This window comes from Arthrobacter sp. NPDC055585 (assembly GCF_053619115.1).
Window position 1 is genome coordinate 371667 of the sequence record NZ_JBSHIT010000001.1, and the last position, 19648, is coordinate 391314.

Annotated in this window: 21 protein-coding genes and 1 riboswitch; of the genes, 5 read left to right on the forward strand and 16 right to left on the reverse strand. The window is 64.1% G+C overall.

What is annotated here, in order from left to right; all coding sequences use genetic code 11:
* The first annotated feature begins 19 nt into the window (after positions 1-19).
* Positions 20-826, forward strand: coding sequence for a 3-oxoacyl-ACP reductase (locus ACWGQ2_RS01565; RefSeq protein WP_452013642.1), 807 nt, complete (start codon positions 20-22; stop codon positions 824-826).
* Between the two features lie 65 nt (positions 827-891).
* Here the strand turns inward: ACWGQ2_RS01565 and ACWGQ2_RS01570 are convergent, their stop codons facing one another.
* Positions 892-2520 (reverse strand): catalase, encoded by a 1629-nt coding sequence (locus ACWGQ2_RS01570; protein WP_452013644.1) that lies wholly within the window; start codon positions 2518-2520, stop codon positions 892-894.
* A 161-nt stretch (positions 2521-2681) separates the two neighbouring features.
* Between ACWGQ2_RS01570 and ACWGQ2_RS01575 the strand changes: the two genes are divergently transcribed.
* On the forward strand, positions 2682-3113 hold the full coding sequence (locus ACWGQ2_RS01575) for a pyridoxamine 5'-phosphate oxidase family protein (RefSeq protein WP_452013646.1): 432 nt from the start codon (positions 2682-2684) through the stop codon (positions 3111-3113).
* A gap of 66 nt (positions 3114-3179) precedes the next feature.
* On the opposite strand, the gene ACWGQ2_RS01580 is transcribed toward ACWGQ2_RS01575, so the two are convergent.
* Complete coding sequence (locus ACWGQ2_RS01580) at positions 3180-4076, reverse strand: phosphodiesterase (protein ID WP_452013648.1); 897 nt, start codon at positions 4074-4076, stop codon at positions 3180-3182.
* Between the two features lie 254 nt (positions 4077-4330).
* Between ACWGQ2_RS01580 and ACWGQ2_RS01585 the strand changes: the two genes are divergently transcribed.
* Entirely contained in the window at positions 4331-4873 is a 543-nt protein-coding gene (locus tag ACWGQ2_RS01585; RefSeq protein ID WP_452013650.1) for a hypothetical protein, read from the forward strand.
* Positions 4874-5001: 128 nt separating this feature from the next.
* Here ACWGQ2_RS01585 and ACWGQ2_RS01590 read toward each other — a convergent pair whose 3' ends face one another.
* The 8 genes from ACWGQ2_RS01590 to ACWGQ2_RS01625 all read right to left on the reverse strand — a co-directional run bounded on the left by ACWGQ2_RS01590 (position 5002) and on the right by ACWGQ2_RS01625 (position 12443).
* A complete protein-coding gene (locus ACWGQ2_RS01590) occupies positions 5002-6027 on the reverse strand; it encodes a zinc-binding dehydrogenase (RefSeq protein WP_452013652.1) in 1026 nt (341 codons plus the stop codon).
* Between the two features lie 95 nt (positions 6028-6122).
* A complete protein-coding gene (locus ACWGQ2_RS01595; protein WP_452013654.1) occupies positions 6123-7181 on the reverse strand; it encodes a zinc-dependent alcohol dehydrogenase family protein in 1059 nt (352 codons plus the stop codon).
* 144 nt (positions 7182-7325) lie between these two features.
* The gene (locus ACWGQ2_RS01600) at positions 7326-7721 is read right to left on the reverse strand and encodes a YchJ family protein (protein ID WP_452013656.1); all 396 of its coding nucleotides are present in this window, start codon (positions 7719-7721) and stop codon (positions 7326-7328) included.
* A gap of 55 nt (positions 7722-7776) precedes the next feature.
* On the reverse strand, positions 7777-9249 hold the full coding sequence (locus ACWGQ2_RS01605) for a serine/threonine-protein kinase (protein ID WP_452013658.1): 1473 nt from the start codon (positions 9247-9249) through the stop codon (positions 7777-7779).
* 211 nt (positions 9250-9460) lie between these two features.
* Entirely contained in the window at positions 9461-10768 is a 1308-nt protein-coding gene (locus ACWGQ2_RS01610) for an Nramp family divalent metal transporter (protein WP_452013660.1), read from the reverse strand.
* A 103-nt stretch (positions 10769-10871) separates the two neighbouring features.
* Positions 10872-11267: a hypothetical protein gene (locus ACWGQ2_RS01615; RefSeq protein WP_452013662.1), complete on the reverse strand. Its 396-nt coding sequence runs from the start codon at positions 11265-11267 to the stop codon at positions 10872-10874.
* Between the two features lie 141 nt (positions 11268-11408).
* Positions 11409-11534: riboswitch (SAM riboswitch) on the reverse strand.
* Positions 11535-11633: 99 nt separating this feature from the next.
* Complete coding sequence (locus tag ACWGQ2_RS01620) at positions 11634-12083, reverse strand: hypothetical protein (RefSeq protein WP_452013664.1); 450 nt, start codon at positions 12081-12083, stop codon at positions 11634-11636.
* A 156-nt stretch (positions 12084-12239) separates the two neighbouring features.
* The gene (locus tag ACWGQ2_RS01625; RefSeq protein ID WP_066298618.1) at positions 12240-12443 is read right to left on the reverse strand and encodes a cold-shock protein; all 204 of its coding nucleotides are present in this window, start codon (positions 12441-12443) and stop codon (positions 12240-12242) included.
* 211 nt (positions 12444-12654) lie between these two features.
* Between ACWGQ2_RS01625 and glsA the strand changes: the two genes are divergently transcribed.
* A complete protein-coding gene (gene glsA, locus ACWGQ2_RS01630) occupies positions 12655-14469 on the forward strand; it encodes a glutaminase A (RefSeq protein ID WP_452013667.1) in 1815 nt (604 codons plus the stop codon).
* A 212-nt stretch (positions 14470-14681) separates the two neighbouring features.
* On the opposite strand, the gene ACWGQ2_RS01635 is transcribed toward glsA, so the two are convergent.
* From ACWGQ2_RS01635 to ACWGQ2_RS01655, 5 genes are all read right to left on the reverse strand, one after another.
* Positions 14682-14885: a cold-shock protein gene (locus ACWGQ2_RS01635; RefSeq protein ID WP_055240158.1), complete on the reverse strand. Its 204-nt coding sequence runs from the start codon at positions 14883-14885 to the stop codon at positions 14682-14684.
* 211 nt (positions 14886-15096) lie between these two features.
* On the reverse strand, positions 15097-15675 hold the full coding sequence (locus tag ACWGQ2_RS01640; protein WP_452013669.1) for a DUF421 domain-containing protein: 579 nt from the start codon (positions 15673-15675) through the stop codon (positions 15097-15099).
* Positions 15676-15768: 93 nt separating this feature from the next.
* A complete protein-coding gene (locus ACWGQ2_RS01645; RefSeq protein WP_452013671.1) occupies positions 15769-16239 on the reverse strand; it encodes an acyl-CoA thioesterase in 471 nt (156 codons plus the stop codon).
* A gap of 99 nt (positions 16240-16338) precedes the next feature.
* The gene (locus ACWGQ2_RS01650) at positions 16339-17328 is read right to left on the reverse strand and encodes an LLM class flavin-dependent oxidoreductase (RefSeq protein WP_452013673.1); all 990 of its coding nucleotides are present in this window, start codon (positions 17326-17328) and stop codon (positions 16339-16341) included.
* A gap of 66 nt (positions 17329-17394) precedes the next feature.
* Positions 17395-17901, reverse strand: a complete 507-nt coding sequence (locus tag ACWGQ2_RS01655) for an SRPBCC family protein (protein ID WP_452013675.1) — start codon at positions 17899-17901, stop codon at positions 17395-17397.
* Between the two features lie 138 nt (positions 17902-18039).
* Between ACWGQ2_RS01655 and ACWGQ2_RS01660 the strand changes: the two genes are divergently transcribed.
* Positions 18040-18768: a DUF72 domain-containing protein gene (locus ACWGQ2_RS01660; protein WP_452013677.1), complete on the forward strand. Its 729-nt coding sequence runs from the start codon at positions 18040-18042 to the stop codon at positions 18766-18768.
* A 72-nt stretch (positions 18769-18840) separates the two neighbouring features.
* Here ACWGQ2_RS01660 and ACWGQ2_RS01665 read toward each other — a convergent pair whose 3' ends face one another.
* On the reverse strand, positions 18841-19638 hold the full coding sequence (locus ACWGQ2_RS01665) for an ABC transporter permease (protein WP_452013679.1): 798 nt from the start codon (positions 19636-19638) through the stop codon (positions 18841-18843).
* Between the last annotated feature and the right edge of the window lie 10 nt (positions 19639-19648).

Consider the following 19648-nt stretch of genomic DNA (forward strand, 5'->3'; position numbering starts at 1 on the left):
TCCCACGAAGGAGAACACCATGTCAGAACAGGTCTCACCGGAACGTCCCGCACCGGCACCGCTGCGCAGGCTGGAAGGCCGCAGCGCCGTCATCACCGGCGGAGGCAGCGGCATCGGCCTTGCCACGGCACGCCGGCTGGCAGCGGAAGGCGCGCACGTCGTCGTCGGGGACGTGGATCCGGTGGCGGGCAAGGCTGCAGCCCATGAGGTGGGCGGACTGTTCGTGCCGGTGGACGTGACGAATGAAGAAGAGGTCCGGCGGCTCTACGAGGTGACGCAGGAAACCTACGGCCGCGTGGACATTGCGTTTAACAACGCCGGGATCTCCCCGCCGGAGGATGCGTCCATCCTGGACACCGGTATCGATGCCTGGCAGCGGGTACAGGAAGTGAATCTCACCTCGGTCTACTACTGCTGCAAGTACGCGCTGCCGCACATGCTCGCTGCCGGAAAGGGCTCCATCATCAACACCGCCTCCTTTGTGGCGGTGATGGGCGCCGCGACCTCCCAGATCTCCTACAGCGCATCCAAGGGCGGGGTGCTGGCGATGAGCCGGGAACTCGGCGTCGAATTCGCCCGCCGAGGAGTGCGCGTGAACGCCCTGTGCCCCGGACCGGTGAACACTCCCCTGCTGCAGGAACTGTTCGCCAAGGACCCGGAGCGGGCAGCCCGCCGGCTAGTGCACATCCCGCTGGGCAGGTTCGCCGAGCCGGAGGAGCTCGCCGGTGCGGTCGCCTTCCTGGCCAGTGATGATTCGTCCTTCATCACGGCGTCAACGTTTATGGTCGACGGCGGCATCTCGGGCGCGTACGTGACTCCGGCTTAGCCAGCGCACTAACGCAGCAAACGGCGGCCGGTTGGACCGGCCGCCGTTTGCTGGAGGTGCTGGGACTAGCGGGAGACCACTACGTGCTCGTTGGGAACGCAGTGCGTCATGGTCAGGCCCTCGACGTTGCGCGGACCGTTGCTGCCCAGGTTCTTGACCCGCTCCTGTTCCTCCTCGGTCAGGGTCTGGGTGGGAAGCGGGCCAAGATCCTTGATCTCAGCCAGCCCGATGCCCAGGCCCTCGCCGACGCGTGCGCCGAGTTCGTCGTCGCACATGTAGAAGTGCCAGAGCATCCGTTCCTGTACCGGACGGGCTGCCTGGGAGATGTTATCGACGAAGTTCTTCACCAGGTCGTCCTTCTCCCACTGTTCCATCAGCTGGTAGCGCTGGCCGGCCTGCAGGTAGTCATTGGTCCGCTCGATCCGTTCACGGGTCAGGCGCCCTTCCAGCTCGGGCCCAACAGCCGAGGGACCCTGCTTCGGAGCCTCCTGCACGCCGCCGGTGATGCTCGGCTCATAGTTGACGTGCGGGTTCTGGCCCGGAGCGAGGTCCGTGCCGTAGGACATCTGCCCGCCGCGCTGGTTGGTGGCAACCTTCGCGTTCTTCGGGGCGTTGACCGGCAGCTGCAGGTAGTTTGGCCCCACCCGGTAGCGCTGGGTATCCGAGTAGCTGAAGGTACGTCCCACGAGCATCTTGTCATCGGAGAACTCCAGTCCGTCCACCAGCACGCCGGTGCCGAAGGAGATCTGCTCGTTCTCATTGTGGTGGTCGGAGACGTTCCGGTTCAGCGTCATGGTGCCCACGTACTGAGGCACAAACACCTCTTCGGGCCAGGTCTTGGTGTCATCGAGCGGATCGAAGTCCAGTTCCGGATGGTCGTTGTCATCCATCATCTGCACGTACAGGTCCCACTGCGGATAGTCGCCGCGCTCAATGGCCTCGTAGAGGTCCTTGGACGCGTGGCCGAGGTCCCCGGCCTGGATGTTCGCGGCGTCCTCTTCGGTCAGGGACTTCACGCCCTGCTTGGGCTGCCAGTGGTACTTCACCAGCTTCGATTCACCGGCCGCGTTGACCCAGCGGTAGGTGTTGACGCCGAATCCCTGCATGTGGCGGTAGTCCGCGGGGATGCCGCGCGGGCTGAAGAGGTTCACCAGCATGTGCATGGACTCCGGGGTCTGGGACATAAAATCGAAGATCCGTGCAGGTTCCTGGCGGAAGGTAACCGGGTCCGGTTTCAGGGAGTGGATCACGTCCGGGAACTTGATCGCGTCACGGATGAAGAAGACGCCGAGGTTGTTGCCCACCATGTCCCAGTTGCCGTCTTCGGTGTAGAACTTCACGGCGAAACCGCGCGGATCGCGGGCCGCTTCGGAGGAATCACGGCCGCCGATCACCGTGGAGAACCTGATGGCGACGTCGGTCTTCTTGCCCGGCTCGGAGAAGAGCTTGGCGCGGGTGTACTTGGAAATGGGTTCGTCGCCCCACTTGCCGCTTGCCTCGAACTCACCGTAGGCCACAAAGCCGCGGGCGTGGACCACACGCTCAGGGATCCGTTCCCGGTCAAAGTGGCTGATCTTCTCGAGGAACTGGTAGTTCTCCAGGGTTGCCGGTCCGCGGGAGCCCACCGTGCGGGTGTTCTGGTTATCAGATACCGGGTGGCCCCTGCCGCGTGGTGAGGTGCTCCTGGGCGGCATACTGCTTGTCGTCGTCCGTCATCATGCTCTCTCTCGCTCGAGGTCGTGCTGATTAGGTCAAATATCCTACCGGTTCCACTTTTGTGAGTAAGCGGCCGGCAGTCAACCCGGCTCCGGAGCCTTGGCTGGCGGCGCGGGTCCCGGCTTGGCAGACTGGAGGCATGACTACTGAAGAACGGCCTCCGGTTGTTGAGCTCACGGCAGAAGAAGCCTGGAAGTACGTCGAGAAGACCTTCCACGGGCGAATCGCAGTCAGCGTCGGCAACCAGCCCGACATTTTCCCCATCAACTACTACGCCCACGACGGCGTGATCCTGTTCCGGACGGCCCCCGGCACCAAGCTGGCCGGCCTGACGATCAACTCCCACGTGGCCTTCGAGACCGACGGCATCATGAGCGACGAAGCCTGGTCCGTCATCATCAAGGGCACCTGCCGGGAGCTGGAACGCAGTGCAGAGATCGAAGAGGCGGAGAAGTTCCCGCTGAAGCCATGGGTCCGCACCCCGAAGTACCGCTACGTGGAACTCACTCCTGAATCGATCACCGGCCGGTTCTTCAACCTTGGCCCGGAACCGGATCCCGACGAACTCTAAACGAGATAGCAGAAACTGCTCTTTTGACGGCTGAAACGAGCAGTTTCTGCCATCTCGATGGTGTAGCTACGCGTTGCTGAAGGTCCGGGCGTCGAGGATGCGCCTGCCCGCGGCCTCCAGCCGGCGGCGGGTCTCAGCTTCATCCACCCGCTCGCCAACAGTGCTGCTTTCTTCCAGCGGCACCACCGAGTGCACCACTGAATCCTCGTAGACGTGGATCATGTTGAAGCCCTGCGCTGCATCCTGGCCCCGGGTTCCGGGAGTAGCCAGGTCCTGGGTGTAACAGGTGGCCGAAGCCACTGATACCGGAATACCCGCGAACGTCGTGAAAGTCGAATAGTGCAGGTGCCCGGCAATAACTGCCCGGACGTCGGATCCTTCCAGGGCGGCTGCAAGATCGCGCTGATGGCGCAGCTCCACCAGGACAGTGAGGTCCTGGACGCTGGGAACCGGAGGATGGTGCAGGGCCAGGATGGTGCCCTCCGGCGCCGGAGTCCGCAGTTCTGAGCGCAGCCAGGAAAGCTGTGCATCACTGAGTTCACCGTGGTGGTACCCGGGAACCGTGGAATCAAGTGTCACGATCCGCAGGCCGTTGACCTCATATACCCGGTCCATCGGCGCCATATCCGGTGCTTCGCCCAGCAGGCGTTCCTTGAAGTGCGGGCGCTTGTCATGGTTGCCCATAACCCAGATGACCTGTGCGCCCATAGCTTTCGCGGCGGGCTCCACAATGGACCGCAGCTCGTCGTAGGCTTCCGGTTCGCCTTTGTCTGTCAGGTCCCCGGTGAACACGATGGCTTCCGGTTTACGCTCGGCGGCAGCGAGCCGTTCAAAGAGGGAGAGCAGCTTGGCCCGGCTGTCCACCGCTCCGTACAGCGGGTCCGGTCCCGCCAGCAGGTGGGTGTCGCTTAGATGAAGGATGAAATGTCGCGGCCGCGGATGCTCGGCCGGGAGGTAATCCATTGGTGGCCTTCCAGCGTTGTTGACGGTTTTCCCGGTAACCCCTTAATAAAAGCAGAAATCCTGGGAGGCGGGGCAGTTTGCGTCGGCATGTTGGCCCTTGGCACCGAATGTCCACCTGCTGGCCGTGAACTGTTTACCCACGTCCGGTGGTCTGTCTGAAATCTTCCGCCGGCAATGCGCATACACTCTTCCACCTGCTGGGACGCGGTCGTAGGCTCGTGCGTGGACACTGCCCACTTGAGTGAGGAACCACCATGAAACTCAGCCACATTCCGCTGCGGCTCACCACCGGCGCCTACATCCTGAACTCGGGCCTGAACAAGCGCAACCTGGATGAAGAGTCCGCCGCGGGACTGCAGCATCTGGCAGGCAACGCCTTCCCGCAGGTCCTGGATCTGGAGCCCGCGAGGTTCGGGAAGCTGCTCTGCGCCGCGGAAATCACCCTCGGCCTGACCCTCCTGACGCCGTTCGTTCCCAGCCGGCTCGCAGGACTGGCCCTCGGGGCCTTCTCCGGCGGAATGATGCGGATGTACCTGAAGACGCCGGACTTCACCGAAGACGACGGCGTGCGCCCCAGCGCTGCGGGTGTCCCGTTCGCAAAGGACGTCTGGATGCTGGGAATCGCCGCCGCCCTGGTGCTGGACACCAAGAGCAAAACGAAGACCAAGACCAAGGTGGTCAAGGTTCCGACGCCGGTGAAGGCCACCGCCGCGGCGGCAGCGGTTAAGGCTGCCAAGGACATCAAGGAATCAAAGGACGCCACGTCCAAGAAGAAGGACAAGCAGGGTAAGGCCTAAGCGCGCCGTGCCGGCACCGGCGCAAACCCTTATCGAGATGACAGAAACTGCCCGTATCAGGCCTGAAACGGGCAGTTTCTGTCATCTCGGTGGGGTGGGGTGGGCAGGGCCGGACGGCCGGACGCACGCTACGGGATCAGCACGATTCGGATGGGGTTGCCTTCCTTGGCATCCAGCGACTTCACTGCCCGTTCCGCCTCGCCCAGCGGAAGGCGCGCGCTGATGGACGCGGAGAAGTCCAGGCGGCCCAGCTGCGTCAGCGAGACCAGCTGCGGAACGTGGTGTGCCTCTGAACCGTAGTGGCCAAGGACCTGCTTGCGCGCATAGGAGAACCCGGTGCTGTCACCAATGGTTACCGGTTTGCCGCTCAGGCCGACTAGGACAAGGCGTCCGCGGACCCCAAGGCATGCCAGCGCCTGGCTGCGCACGGCGTCGACACCCGCGAAGTCCAGTGCGGCGTCGAGCCCCCTGCCGCCGGTGGCGGCCTTTACGGCCTCGGCGAAGTCCTCAGCCATCGGATCCAGGGCAGCGTCGGCGCCCAGTTCGAGGGCACGTGCCCGTGCTTCCGGAATCGGGTCGACGGCGATGATCGGCGCCGCACCCACGAGCCTGAGTAGCTGGACGCCGTGGGCGCCCAATCCGCCGATTCCCCAGACGCCAACGGCTTCGCCGGCCCGTACGTCGGCGGTGGAGGCGATCGCCGCCCACGGCGTGGAAACGGCGTCGGGAATGATGGAGGCCTGGTCAAACGGGATGTCATCCCCCAGCGGAACGCATACACCCGCGGGCACCACCAGGTACTCGGCCCACCCGCCGTCGTAGTCCACCCCCATGGTGAGGGTCACTCCGTTGTATTCATAACCTGCCTGAACCACCACACGGTCCCCCGGTGCCAGGGATGTCACGCCCGGTCCGGGCAGGTCAATGGTTCCGGCAACCTCGTGGCCGAGGGTGACTTCGCTGCCCTTGAGGAACTTCGGGCGCAGCAGGCCCTGGATCAAGTGGACATCCGAGAGGCAGACACCGGCTGCCTCCACCTTCACCCGGACAAAACCCGGTCCGGGCTCCGGAACCGGAACCTGCTTGAGCGCAAATGCACCGGTTTCGACGTTAAGCCGGCCGGCGGTCATGGTGCGGGACGTGTCTACGGACATTACATACCCCCTACAGACTGGAAGTACGGGCCGCAGCTGCGGTCCGTACTTCCAGTATGTTCAGCCGTTACACCCGCTCCAAAACGGTGCGGGTGCTACGACGCGGTGAGGATCACCTTCAGTGCGTTGGTTTCCGCGGCACGTGAGAAGGTGTCGTACGCCGTCATCACGTCATCGAGCGGATACCGGTGGCTGATGAACTCCTCCGCTGGGAGCTTTCCCTCCGCCATGAGCTTCAGCAGCATGGACAGGGTGTCCGTGTTGACCAGGCCCATGCTGATGTCGATGTTCTCGATCCACAGCCGGTCCAGTTCAAGGCTCACCGGCTTGCCGTGAACCCCCACGTTCGCCACGTTGCCGCCCGGGCGGACAATCTCGGTGCACATCTCGAACGTCCGGGGAATGCCAACGGCCTCCACCGCGACGTCCACACCCCAGCCGTCCGTCTGGGACATGATCTGCTCTTTCCAGTCGGCGTCGCCGGAGTTCACCCCATGGGTGGCGCCGAACCGGCGGGCCTGGTCCACCCGATTCTGGTCCAGGTCAACGGCAATGATCTTCGCTGCACCGTACAAGCCCGCCGTCGAAATCACGGCAAGGCCCACGGGCCCGGCACCGATGACAGCGACGACGTCGCCCGGTTTGGTCTGGCCGTATTGGACGCCCATCTCGAAACCGGTGGGGAAAATGTCGCTCAGCAGCACGCCGTGCTCGGCGGAGACACCCTCGGGCAGGATGTACATGGAGGTGTCCGCATACGGCACCCGGACGTACTCCGCCTGGGTTCCGTCGATCAGGTGCCCGAAGATCCAGCCGATTCCGGACTGGCCCTCGGAGCCGGTGCAGTGTGAGTACAGCCCGTCCTTGCAGAAGCTGCAGGAGCCGTCCGCCGAGACGCAGGAGAGGATGACCTTGTCCCCTGCCTTGAAGTTGGTGACGCCGGAGCCCGTCTCAGTGACCGTTCCCACCCCTTCGTGGCCGAGGATACGGCCGGGAGTGACAGCCGGAACGTCGCCCTTGAGGATGTGCAGGTCAGTGCCGCAAATGGTGGTGGTGTCGATCTTGACGATCACATCCCGGGGGTCCTGGATCGTTGGATCAGGAACGTCCTTCCATGCCTTCTGTCCGGGTCCTTCATAAACGAGTGCTTTCATGGTGTCCTCGTTCTGCTGGGGTCCGACCACTGGCAGGCGTACGCCTGTTCGGGAGACTTCCCTGTACGGGCCCGGGGATTCGGACCACTGTCGGACGCTATTTAAGCCTAGGCTTGCTCCGCGGCAGGGGGAAGGCAGCAGCCCTTACTGGCCCGCGACGTAGAGCCATCGGCCGTCCTCCCGGACGAACTCTGAGCGTTCACGCTGCACGCCGGCTGCGCCGTCCTGGCGGTAGTGCGCTTCGAAGGTGACGGAGCCGGCTGTATCCAGCGGTCCTCCTGCCTCAGTGGCGATGATGTCCAGGCGCCGCCACCGCAGGTCCTGGTCCAGCTCAAGTTCCGGCGGCCGGGTGCTGGGGTGCCAGGAACGCAGAAGGTATCCGGTGTCTCCGGTGACGAAGGCGCTGTACCGCGAACGCATCAGTGCCTCTGCTGTCGGAGCCTGTGCGCTGCCGGAGTGGAACCGGTCGCAGCAGTTCCCGTAGGTTTCTCCGCTCAGGCAAGGGCAGCGGTCGGTCTGGGCGGGGGACGGGAAACTCATCATTCCAGTATGCAGCCGGCTGCCCCGCAGCCTAAACCGGCGTGGAGCGGCTGGACTACGGCGGGCCGCCGGTGCTCGTCCCGCCGATCTGGCCCGGTGCCGGCTGCTGGTTCACTGAGTCGGCTGCTCCTACCCTGCCAGCAGCCAGGACGACGGCGACTGTCAGGACGGTCATGGCGAGCACCGCGAGCAGCGCGCGCCCGGCCAGCACAGCACGGCCGGGAGGCAGCGGAAAGGCTGGTGCCATGACCGCTGAGGATCGTCGTCCGGAGCGCGCCTTGTGTTTGCGGCCGGCTGGGACCCCACCCTGCACGATTCCGATGGAAGGAGGCGTGGGCGGAGCTGCCGGTGTGTGTATGTCGGGATGGTCCGATGCGTCTTTGGCCAGGTAGGCTGCCGCGGCACGTTCCATGGCGGGTGTGCGGACGTCCTTTCCGCCAAACGCCGCCGCAGGTGAAGGCAATGGTGCGTCTGCCCCGGGTACAGCCGCCGGACCGGACTCCGCTCCGGCAGCCAGGGCTGCCGCGGATGCGCCGGATTCCGCTGCTGCTGTGTCGTTGGCAGGGTCCCGTATGTCAGCGGTATCCGAGCCCGCCGGGCGCTCAGTCGTTGGACCCAGTGCCTGAGGGCCCTGGGCCTGCGCTCCAGCAGAAGCGGCGGGGTCAGGAACCGCCCATCGGTAGTCCAGAAGGGCAGATGAGACTTCCGCCGCAGTGGGCCGGGAGTCCGGATCACGCGCCGTCATACCCGTCAGAAGCGATTGCCACTGTTTTCCCAGTGAGTCGGGAATCTCCGGATCCCGGCTCAGCCGGGCCACTGCAGCTTCAAGAGGGCTGCCGCCGAATTCGATCCTGCCGGTCAGGCATTCCAGAAGCACCAGGCCAAGGGAATAGATGTCCGAAGCCCCGGAGGCCGAACGGCCTGATGCCTGTTCCGGGCTGAGGTAATTGGCTGTCCCCAGCGTGGCTCCGGTCGCTGTGAACCGGGCGCCGTCGATCACCCGGGCGATTCCGAAGTCCGTAAGTTGTGCCCGGGGCGCCGTCCCGGCGACGGCCGGCGGCAACAGGATGTTCGCAGGTTTTACGTCCCGGTGAATAACGCCCCGCGCATGGATGTAGGCCAGCGCGCCGGCCAGTTCCGCACCAATGTAGGCAACATCAGCGGCCGGTACCGGTTTTTCACGCAGCCGTTTGCGCAGATCCGGCCCGTCCACGAGTTCCATGACCAGGAAAGCCCGGGGTTCACCGTCGGGACCGTCGTCTCGTCCGGCGTCGTCCTTGCCTGCGTCGTAGAGCGTGACCAGCCCGGGATGGGTGAGGGAAGCCAGAAGCCGCATCTCGGTTTCCTGCCGCCCGACGTCGTCGGGGTCAACAGCACTGGCCCGGAAGAGCTTCACGGCGATGTCGCGGCCGAGAGCCTCGTCCAGTCCTCGGTAGACGGTGGCCATGCCACCGTGGCCAATAGGTTCGATGAGTCGGTATCGGCCCGCAATCAGACGATTCAGGCCACCCGCTGCGCTGATTTCCATGCTGCAACCTTCTCTCGCCATTACAGCGTAGCGGAGGGTGCTCGGGGCGTAGATGGGCTTTCCCTACATATTTTCGAACTGCGTTTTTCCCTCGTGGAAGCAGGTGCAATACGCTAAACTGCCCTGCTGCGCGAGGGCGCGGCAGGGCAGTTTCGGGTGCTTCGATCCGGGCTCCCCGGAAGGGGCCCGGGAGCCCGTCCGGCTCGCGGGATTACTCCCCGCCGAGTACCGGTGCGAGAGCCTTCCAGGCCTGCTGCAGGCCCAGGATGATGAACAGCAGGGCGGTGAGACCCAGCGCGATATTGGTGTGCAGACGGTTGGCCCATTCCTTGGGGATGCGCTTGCCGTTCAGCAGGCCCAGCAGGGTGACTGCGAGGAACGGCATAAACAGCGAGCCCAGCACGCCGTACGCCAGGATCAGGCCGATCGGCTGACCCAGGGCGAAGAGGATCATGGGCGGGAAGGTCAGCCACAGGACGTAGAACTTGAAGTACTTGCCGCCCACGCGGGTGTCCGGGTGGCCGGATTCCTTGCCGCGCATGTTGCCCCAGAAATCGGCGAACATCAGGGAAACGCCGTTCCAGACCCCGATGATGGAGGAGAAGGACGCTGCCCAGAAACCGATCAGGAAGCCGGTACCCACGAAGTCGCCGTATTCGAGCTTCAGCACGTCGTAGAGATCCAGCAGTCCCTTGTCTCCGGCGCTGAGGGTGATGCCCGCGGTGCGCACAACTTCGGCACCCACGATGAGCATGGCGATGACGAAGATGCCAGTCATGACGTACGCCATCGAGTTGTCGATGCGCATGACCTTCATCCACTTAGGCGTGTACCAGCCCTTTTCACGCAGCCAGTAGCCGTAGGCAGCCAGCGTGATGGTGCCGCCGACGCCGCCGGCAAGCGCCAGCGTGTAGACGATGCCGCCTTCGGGGATCATCGGGACGAGGCCCTTGAACATCTCCGGGATATTCGGGGTGGCGATGATTGCCAGACCGACAACGGTAATGAACATCAGCCCGACGAGGGCCGCGGTGATCTTCTCGAACGTGGCGTACTTGCCGAACCACACCATCACAAAGCCTGCCAGGCCCATCACAATCGCCCAGGCCCACAGCGGCAGGAACGGGAAGACCGCCGCCAGCGGCAGCGCGGCGGAAGACATGGCCGTGGCACCGTAAACGAAGCCCCAGATCATGATGTACGGGCCGAAGTACCAGGTGGTCCAGCGGCCCAGGGAACGCCAGCCCTCGAAGATGGTCTTGCCGGTGGCGAGCGTGAAGCGGCCCGCTCCCTCAACCAGGATGATCTTCAGGATGACGCCGAGGATGACTGCCCAGAGCAGGCCATAGCCGTAGCGTGAGCCCGCGACCAGGGTCGCAACCATGTCGGCTGCGCCAACACCCGTGGCCGCAACCACGAGTCCGGGGCCAACTATTTTCCATTTGGCAGCCTTGCCGCCGTCATCATCGATCCGCTCCGAATGCGGTACCGCGTCAGCGCGGGGATTGTTTTCAGCCATCGGCCAAGAATTCCTAACTAGCGAGTGGCCGCGGCGCCAGGACAGCACGCGGCAGTGTGCCCGGCCTCACCCGGGACAATGAATTCTCTCACAGGGCTTGCACTCAGTGGAATTCCGTGAACGGGCTGACCGCACTGGCCCCACAGGCCACAAACGCCTCAGGTTCGGGGGTCACGACCGTCAAATTGCCCTGGATGGCCGTAGCGGCGAGCCAGGTCCGGAGGACACCACGGGCATCCCCGGGCGCTGCTTCCGGAAGCGTGCGCCAGAGCAGGGCAACCTCGTGGTCCACCGGCAGGATGTTGGCCGTGAACCGGGAGGACAGCTCGCGGAGCCATCCGGGCGACGATGACTCAAGTTCGCCTATGGTCAGTGCCGACACAAAGACGCGCAGGTGGCTGCGGCTGCGGAGGAAACCCACGACGGCGGGATCCGGCGATCCGCTGCGGACCTCCGCCAGGACCGGTGTATCCAGGAGCAGGCCCGAGGGACCGCTCATGCGGCGGCAGGCTCGCCCAGCAGGAAGTTGACGAAAGCTTCCCGGATGCTGACGAGGGCCTCGTAATCCTGCAGGCTGACTGCGTTGAGGGAAACGGGTACAGAAGTGTCCATGGCTGCGGCGCCGGGCGCCGGTCCTTTCGGCGTGCTCTTGCCTGGCACCGGTTGCCCCGAAGGCGAGTGCAGGCCGCTTCTTCATCCGAACCACCCAACGAGCGTGGGGTTGGTATGCGGCCAAGTCGGAGCTTGGCGGCCGCAGTTCTTGAAGCTGTTAGGAGTATAGGCAGAACCCGGCCGGAATTGTGTGCTGCGTTACGCCCGTGTGGCGGATATGTCCTGCTCCGGCCGCCCTGCCGCAGCACCGGTCTCATCCGGCATATGTGCCGTTGAAGCGTTCAGGCACCCATTCCAGGAAGATGTTCGCGGTCACCGGGCCTATGCCGGGGAATTGCTCGAGCCGGCGGCGGAGCTCTGCCGGGGATTCCGCGTCCTTGACCATGTCCGATACGGAACCGAACTCCCTGATGATTCCCGCCATCACGGTGTGCAGCTCGTCATCCTCCTTCCAGCGGTAGTGGACGTAGCCGCCTTCGGTGAGCAGGCGCATCAGCTGGTCCCGGCTGACGTCTGCAAACTTTTCGGGGCCAGTGAGCCCGTTGTCGATCAGGACGTGCCAGGTGCGGGCGGCGATCTCCTGCTGAATGCGCTTGCCGAACAGCAGGCTGGCGAGCAGCCACCGGTAGAGCTGATCCGGCGCGCCGGAGCTGAGGTCCAGTCCAAGGTCTGCGGGAGTCATCTTCTTCTTGTTGCTGGCCATGCTGTTCAAAGTACGCCGGCTGCCCGCCGCAGGGAATGTCCGCCGGTTGCTCCCCATCAGCAGTTGATGGATGCGTGGTTAAACAGAGGATGCAGGACGGAAAACCGTCCTGCATCCTGAGTCCAGCTGGCCCGTGAAAGGGCCGGAAGTCTTTGGTTAGACAGCCTGGATGTTTACCGCCTGGGGGCCCTTGGGTCCCTGTTCGGTATCGAAGCTAACCTTCTGGTTCTCTTCGAGGGAGCGGTAGCCGCTCGCGTTGATGGCGGAGTAGTGGGCGAAAACATCGGCGCTGCCGTCATCGGGCTCGATGAAGCCGAAGCCCTTTTCGGAGTTGAACCATTTCACGGTGCCTGTTGCCATTTTTAATCATCCTTCTGAGGCGAAACTTCCCCGACCGTCGAGGAGTTTCCAGCTGAAGTGTCCCATGCAGCGTATGGACAAAAAAAGCGGCTGGCCCTGGTTTCGGGGTTCGCCGCTTCAAGTTCAAACGCTCAACACAACAACTGCGTGCCAGTATACACAGAGGTAACGGTCAGGTCACGGGGTTTTAGGACCCCCGTAGGCTGGTTGGATGGACTCCCCCATTGATCACTACCTGCAGCGAATCCACACCGAGATAGCCGACCTGAAGGACGGCAAGCCGTACAGTTCGATTCCGGCGATGGCGAACGTCGATCCGAACAACTTTGGCATTGTCCTTGCCACTGCGGACGGGTACGTCTACGAGATTGGGGATACCCGTGAGGAGTTCAGCATCCAGTCGATCTCCAAGCCGTTCACCTACGGGCTCGCACTGGCGGACCGCGGCATGGACGACGTCGATGCGAAGGTTGATGTTGAACCGTCCGGGGATTCCTTCAACGAGATTTCCCTCGCCGAGGGCACCGGCCGCCCGGCGAACGCCATGATCAACGCTGGAGCACTGACGGCTACCTCCCTGGTCCGCGGCTCCGGAGGAAACTCCCGGTTTAAGCGGATCCTGAACACCTATTCCGCGTTCGCCGGGCGCCAGCTCTCCGTCAGTGAACGGATCTACCAGTCCGAGCTCAAGTCCGGCCACCGCAACCACGCGCTGGCCTACCTGCTGCGCAGCTTCGACATCATCGAATCCGACCCCACCCCGGTGATTGAGGACTACTTCCGGCAGTGCTCGGTGATGGTCAGCGCGCTGGACCTGGCCATGATGGCCGCGACTCTGGCGAACAGCGGCCGCAATCCGCTCACCAAAGAACAGGTCCTGGATATTGCACCGGTGGAGCGGGTGCTCTCCGTCATGGCTACCTGCGGAATGTACGACGACGCCGGCGCCTGGATGAGCAGCGTCGGCATGCCGGCAAAGTCCGGAGTGGCAGGAGGCACCATTGCCGTGCTTCCGGGCCAGATCGGCCTTGCTGTCTACTCTCCGCCGCTGGACGCGCACGGTAGCAGCGTCCGCGGCGTCGCCGTCGCGCAGCGTCTCTCCAGTGATCTTGAACTGCACTTTGTCCGCGCCGGACGCACCGGCCGCTCTGCCCTGCGCGGCTCGTATGACATTGGCACCACGCCCTCCGGCATCCGCCGCAGCGAGGAAGCAGCCGGGGTGCTGCGCGCCAACGTGGCCCGGGCCCGGATTCTTGAACTGAATGGGGACCTGCTCTTTGCCGGCGCCGAGGCCATGGTGCGTGAGCTCGCGTCCCTGGACGACGACGTCGAACTGGTGGTCCTTGACCTGCGGAGCGTGGATGAGGTGTCCGGGGTGGCGATGCGCATGTTCGCTGAAGCCGCACACATGCTCACGGAAGCCGGACGCAGCCTGGCGATCGTGGACGCCGAAGGTGCCGTGGCGGAAAGCCTGATGGAGGACGGGCATGACATCCAGTCCTTTGCCACCCGTTCGGCCGCGGTCGAGTGGTGTGAGGAGGAGCTGCTGGAACGCCATGCGGTGGATCTGGTGCAGCCGGCACGTATCCTTCCGGTGCACTCCCCCGCGCTGGCACCGATGGATGAGGCAGATGCCAAGGACGTGGCCGCGCGGATGGAAAAGCTGACGTATGACGACGGCGACGTCATCCGCCGGATCGGCCAGCGCTTCAGCGGTGTGTACTTCATTGCGTCCGGCCACGTTCAGACGCTGATGCCCGGACCAGACGGGCACCGGGTGAAGCTGAACCGGCTGGGTGCCGGCATGACCTTCGGCGAGATGGCCCTGGGCGAGGACAAGAGGCAGGAAACCACGGTCAAGGCCGAGGGCGCGGTGGAGGTCTGGCGGCTTCCGGCGGAGGAGATCGCGCAGCTGGAGGAAAACGAGCCCCGCCTGGCCATGCACTTCTGGCGTGCCTTGACCCAGGACGCGTATACCCGGGTGGAGCAGTATCTGCGCGAAACCGCTGTGCGGGTGCAGGACTAGCTCCCTTTCCTGGGCCGGCAAAAACCCATCGAGAGGGCAGTTACGGCCCGTTTGAACGCTCAAACCAGCCGTAACTGCCCTCTCGGTGAAGAGGAGGTTGAAGAGGAAGTTGAAGAGGAAGCGCCGGGGTTAAACAAGAAGAGCAGGACGGTTGCCCGTCCTGCTCTTCTTTTTAGATACCTGCCTTAGCGGCGGTGTCTAGGCTTCTGGAATTAGAGGCCCTGAATGTTCGTAGCCTGCGGACCCTTGGGGCCCTGCTCGGTGTCGAAGGAGACCTTCTGGTTCTCTTCGAGGGACTTGTAACCGCTGGAGTTGATAGCGGAGTAGTGAGCGAAGACGTCGGCGCTGCCGTCGTCCGGCTCAATGAAGCCGAAGCCCTTTTCGGAGTTGAACCACTTCACGGTACCTGTAGCCATTTTAATATTCCTTCTGGATTGAAACACTTCCCGACTTTCGGGAGGTTTCAGTCGCGGTGTTCCTTTACCGCTTTTACAGAAAAGCGGCTAGCCCGTTTGGGTTTCGCCGCTTGAAATACAAAATGCGCAACACAACAACTGAGAAAGACTCTACACGGGATCTTCCCAAACACCTAATCGTGCTCCCGGGCCGGGCCGGCCATGGGCCCCGCTAGGTGCGCTGGTGCCCCTCCCGCTCCGGCAGCAGCAGCTGGGTGGGGATCCGGTCCCTGTCAGCCACGCGCCGCAGCAGCTCGCGTTCCACCGGCACTCCCCTGCGCATCACGCTCACGTCTCCGGTGGGCTCCAGCAGCACTATCGAGACCTCGGAGAAGTTGCGGATCCCGGCTTGGCGCAATTTGAAATAGAGCTCATCGTTCTGGATCCGGGCCTTTTTGAGGTTATCGGCGAGGATCTCGTCCCCTGCCATCAGCAGTACCGGTTTGCTGCTCAGGTACACGCCGCGTTTGGTACGGCGGAGGTACTCTTCCAGCCGCATCATGGTGAACAAGGTGATGAGTCCGACGATCCCGCCGGCGAGGGTGGGTGTGTAACCGAGGATGACCCGGCCCACTACGCCGCCCAGGGCAATCACAATCGCCTTGTCCAGGGTGCTCCAGCTGGCCAGCGCACGCTGGCCGAAGCCCCGGATCAGCAGGAAGAACGCGGCGTAGATACCGATGGCCGAGACCACCACCCACAAGGCTTCGATCGGCGTTATGCCAAGGCTGTACCACGGATCATTCGACACGGCAGGGTCTCCTCCGGCAGTGAGCGGTTCCCCCGTACCTCAGACAGGCAGCTGTCTCAGATGGTAGCCCGCGCGCTTTTCCGCGGGGACCCGTCAAGCAAAGACAGATGCACCGGTATGCCGGCGCAACAGTTCGCGCTGCTCCGCATTGACCCGCTGCAGGGCTCCGGTGGCAGCGTCAACGAAGGCCAGGGTGGTTTCAGCCTTGATGCACGGCTTGTTCGTCACCGGGTCAGATACCAGGTAGGAAACAGCCAGGCTGGCTCCCTTGACGGAGCTGAACCAGATATCGACGTCGGCCGGGACGTTGCGGTACTCCAGCGGAGCGAGGTACTTGACCCGGTGTTCGGAGACCAGCGACTGGGTGTTTGGCGGAACCGTGTTGAAGAGCGGCACGGGCGGCTCGATCCCCGGAGCCCCGGTGCCTCCGGGCGGACCGAACGCGAGGATCCTGGCTTCTTCCAGCATCCGGACCACTTCAACGTTGTTGATGTGGCCGTACGCGTCCATGTCCGACCAGCGCATCGGCACTTGAACCCGGATGACGTGGGCGGATGTTTCCATGCCTAGATTCTGGCACAGCTCGGCCGGCGCGCCCGCCGTAGTTCTCCGCGCACCGGACGCCCGCCGCTCCGTTAGGGAGAGGGGGAGGTGGAAGCCGAGTTAGGGGGAGATCAGCTCGGCGGCTTCGGCCAGCAGGGTGAACGAACGCAGGCGCTGCTCCAGAGTCTGCGCATGGGTGGCCACGATCAGCTCGTCAGCCGCGGCATGTTCGGCGAACCAGTCCAGGTAGGAGCGGACTTCGGCCGGCGTTCCGACGGCGGAGTAGTGGCCCATCATCTTGATGTGCTGCCCGGCCGGGGAGTCAAGCACCAGGTCCGCTTCCTCATCCGTGTAGGTGCGGTCCTTACCCAGCAGCTGAGTGACCCGGCGGCGCTGGGACTGCTGGAAGATTGCGTTTGCTTCCTCGGTGGTGGGGGCAGCGAGGGCGTTGACGCCGGCAATGACGTACGGCTCGGCTAGCTGTTCGGACGGCTGGAACTCACGCCGGTAGAGCGCGACGGCGTCCTGCAGCGCCTGCGGGGCGAAGTGGGAGGCGAAGGAGTACGGCAGACCCAGGGCGGCGGCCAGGCGGGCACCGAAGAGCGAGGACCCCAGGATGTACAGGGGCACGTTGGTGCCCTTGCCGGGAATCGCGTCGATGCCGGGAATCAGGCTGTTGCCGGTGAGGTAGCCCTGCAGCTCCTGCACGTCACGCGGGAAGCTGTCAGCAGACATGGGATCCCGGCGCAGGGCACGCATCGTCTTCTGGTCGCTGCCCGGAGCACGGCCGAGGCCAAGATCGATCCGTCCCGGATACAGGGACTCCAGCGTGCCGAACTGCTCGGCAATGGTCAGCGGGGCGTGGTTGGGCAGCATAATCCCGCCGGCGCCGAGCCGGATGGTGGACGTGTTGGCTCCGATGAAGGAGATCAGCACGCTCGTCGCCGAGGAGGCGATGGTGGGCATGTTGTGATGCTCCGCGTACCAGACGCGGCGGTAACCCAGCTTTTCAGCGTGTTGGGCCAGAGCCAGGCTTTCCCGGAAGGAGTCTGCTGCGGTTCCGCCCTCTTCAATGGAGGCGAAGTCGAGGATGGAAAGCGGGTACGTCATGGAACGCGGGCCTTTCGTTGCACTGGGTGGGCTTAGCAGTACAACCCACTGACCCCCGGGGTTATTTCAGGCCCGGCGGGCCAGGTAGTCCGCGAGCCGGGAAAAGGACGAGTTCCAGCCCGTTTCGTGGCCGTCCCTGTCCCCAGTATTCGGAAAGGGACCCTGCACAAAAGACATCTGCGTCCCGCCGTCGTGCGGTTCCAGATCCACGGTAATCAGCGTGGTGTTGCTGGCCGGCCTGCCGTCCGGTTGCTCCCACTGCTGGGTCATCGACAGGTGGTCCGGCGGGTCCAGCCGTTCCAGGGTGCCGCCCCACCACAGCTCATCCCCCGTGATGGTGTTCACCATGCAGGCCTGGTACCGGCCGCCCTCCCTGCTGTCCATGCGCACCCGGTCCTCCGGGACGATAAAGCCCTCCGGCCCGCACCAGTCGGTGACGTGGGCGAGGTCCGTCCAGGCGTTGTACACCGCGCCGGGCTGTGCCCGGAAATCGCGGACCATCCGAAGGTAGATTCCCCGCCTTGAACCGGATGACGGCTCAGGCACTTCAGGCTCTTGTTCGGGCTTTTCCATGGCGGGTCCTTTCCCCGGGTTCTTCCGGTTAATACAGGGCTCCGTTTCCAGTCTGCCGCCCACCTGCCGCGTCTGGGTACGCTGCCCGGCGGTTTTCCGGGTGCGGGGGTACGTTGGTCCGGACAGAAAGGGGAACGAATGGGACGGCTGCGCATCGGAACGTCCGGGTGGACCTACAGCGACTGGCGCCATGAGCTGTATCCCGCGGGTGTGCCGGCTGCCAGGTGGCTGGAGTTTTATGCCGGGCAGTTCGACACCGTGGAGTTCAACGGCAGTTTCTACCGCTGGCCACGGGAGGAGGCCTTTGCCCGCTACCGGGACCGGCTGCCGGAAGGTTTCAAGTTCTCGGTCAAGGCTCCGCGGGGACTGACGCATGCCCGCAAGCTGCGCGACCCGGAGATCTGGATTGGCCGGATTAGCCGCTGCTGGGAGGAACTCGGTTCCCGGGCCGGTGTGCTGCTGCTCCAGCTGCCGCCGGACTTTGAACGCGACGACGCCCGGCTCGACGCCGTGCTGACCGCGCTTCCGGAGTCAATCCGGGTGAGCGTTGAATTCCGGCACGAGAGCTGGAACAACCCGGAGGTCTATGCCCTGCTGGCCCGGCACAACGCCGCGTACTGCGTGATGAGCGGCGCGCAGCTGCCCTGCATCCTGGAAGCCACTGCGGACTTCGTCTACGTGCGCCTGCACGGGCCGGATCAGCACACCCTCTATGCCGGGTCCTATCCGGAGCAGGACCTGCAGTGGTGGGCTGAGCGGATCCGCGAATGGCAGGCCGGCGGCCGCGATGTTTATGCCTATTTCAACAACGACGGCGGCGGCGCAGCGGTGCATAACGCCCGCCGGCTAAGGGAGCTGCTGGCATGAGGGACGCCAGGACAAGGCAAGAGGCACCGCGGTATTCACCGCGGTGCCTCTTCGATTGCAGCTGACGGTTCCCTAACGGGCCGCCAGCATCTTGGCCCGGCGGTGCGCCAGGACCTGGCCGCCGATGACCACCAGGAGGGAAATGATGAACATGGCCGAGCCGATCACGTTCGCCTGCGCCGGGATACCCCTGGTCGCTGCGACGTAAATGAACTTCGGGAACGTGTCCAGGTTGCCTGAGTTGAAGTTGGTGATGATGAAGTCATCAAAACTCATGGCAAAGGCCAGCAGTGCAGCGGCCACGATGCCCGGCAGCAGCAGCGGGAACGTGACCCGCCAGAAGGCCTGGATCGGTGAGGCGTAGAGATCCCCGGCCGCTTCCTCCAGCTTCGGGTCCAGACTCGCCACACGGGCCTTGACCGTCACCACCACAAAGGAGATGCAGAAGATGGAGTGGGCAATGATCACGGTGCCCATGCCCAGCTCGGCTCCGATGTTCAGGAACTGTGCCAGCAGCGAGGCACCGAGCACCACCTCGGGGGTGGCAAGCGGCAGGAAGATCAGCATGTTGGCGGTTGCGTTGAACTTGAACCGGTAGCGGACCAGCCCGACGGCGATTGCCGTGCCCAGCGCCGTGGAGATCACCGTTGCCGCCAGTCCCACCTGCAGGCTGTTGCCCAGCGCCTCACAGACACCCGGGGCACCGCAGGGGTTCTTCCAGTTGTCCAGCGTGAAGCCGCGCCAGCTCAGGTTGGTGCGTCCGGCGTCGTTGAAAGAGAACGCGAAAACGTAAACGATTGGAACCAGGAGGAAAAGGAAGGCCAGTCCTCCGAACACCGGCACAAGCCAGCGGCCTAGTTTCTGTTTCATCTGTGGTTCC

Bases quoted from the DNA above. Each gene is read 5' to 3' on its own strand.
- ACWGQ2_RS01585 (WP_452013650.1), top strand. From the start codon at position 4,331: ATGAAACTCAGCCACATTCCGCTGCGGCTCACCACCGGCGCCTACATC.
- ACWGQ2_RS01665 (WP_452013679.1), bottom strand. From the start codon at position 19,638: ATGAAACAGAAACTAGGCCGCTGGCTTGTGCCGGTGTTCGGAGGACTG.
- glsA (WP_452013667.1), top strand. From the start codon at position 12,655: ATGGACTCCCCCATTGATCACTACCTGCAGCGAATCCACACCGAGATA.
- ACWGQ2_RS01600 (WP_452013656.1), bottom strand. From the start codon at position 7,721: ATGAGTTTCCCGTCCCCCGCCCAGACCGACCGCTGCCCTTGCCTGAGC.
- ACWGQ2_RS01625 (WP_066298618.1), bottom strand. From the start codon at position 12,443: ATGGCAACAGGCACCGTGAAATGGTTCAACTCCGAAAAGGGCTTCGGC.
- ACWGQ2_RS01595 (WP_452013654.1), bottom strand. From the start codon at position 7,181: ATGAAAGCACTCGTTTATGAAGGACCCGGACAGAAGGCATGGAAGGAC.
- ACWGQ2_RS01565 (WP_452013642.1), top strand. From the start codon at position 20: ATGTCAGAACAGGTCTCACCGGAACGTCCCGCACCGGCACCGCTGCGC.
- ACWGQ2_RS01620 (WP_452013664.1), bottom strand. From the start codon at position 12,083: ATGGCCAGCAACAAGAAGAAGATGACTCCCGCAGACCTTGGACTGGAC.
- ACWGQ2_RS01590 (WP_452013652.1), bottom strand. From the start codon at position 6,027: ATGTCCGTAGACACGTCCCGCACCATGACCGCCGGCCGGCTTAACGTC.
- ACWGQ2_RS01660 (WP_452013677.1), top strand. From the start codon at position 18,040: ATGGGACGGCTGCGCATCGGAACGTCCGGGTGGACCTACAGCGACTGG.
- ACWGQ2_RS01645 (WP_452013671.1), bottom strand. From the start codon at position 16,239: ATGGAAACATCCGCCCACGTCATCCGGGTTCAAGTGCCGATGCGCTGG.
- ACWGQ2_RS01570 (WP_452013644.1), bottom strand. From the start codon at position 2,520: ATGCCGCCCAGGAGCACCTCACCACGCGGCAGGGGCCACCCGGTATCT.
- ACWGQ2_RS01605 (WP_452013658.1), bottom strand. From the start codon at position 9,249: ATGGAAATCAGCGCAGCGGGTGGCCTGAATCGTCTGATTGCGGGCCGA.
- ACWGQ2_RS01580 (WP_452013648.1), bottom strand. From the start codon at position 4,076: ATGGATTACCTCCCGGCCGAGCATCCGCGGCCGCGACATTTCATCCTT.
- ACWGQ2_RS01615 (WP_452013662.1), bottom strand. From the start codon at position 11,267: ATGAGCGGTCCCTCGGGCCTGCTCCTGGATACACCGGTCCTGGCGGAG.
- ACWGQ2_RS01650 (WP_452013673.1), bottom strand. From the start codon at position 17,328: ATGACGTACCCGCTTTCCATCCTCGACTTCGCCTCCATTGAAGAGGGC.
- ACWGQ2_RS01635 (WP_055240158.1), bottom strand. From the start codon at position 14,885: ATGGCTACAGGTACCGTGAAGTGGTTCAACTCCGAAAAGGGCTTCGGC.
- ACWGQ2_RS01655 (WP_452013675.1), bottom strand. From the start codon at position 17,901: ATGGAAAAGCCCGAACAAGAGCCTGAAGTGCCTGAGCCGTCATCCGGT.
- ACWGQ2_RS01610 (WP_452013660.1), bottom strand. From the start codon at position 10,768: ATGGCTGAAAACAATCCCCGCGCTGACGCGGTACCGCATTCGGAGCGG.
- ACWGQ2_RS01575 (WP_452013646.1), top strand. From the start codon at position 2,682: ATGACTACTGAAGAACGGCCTCCGGTTGTTGAGCTCACGGCAGAAGAA.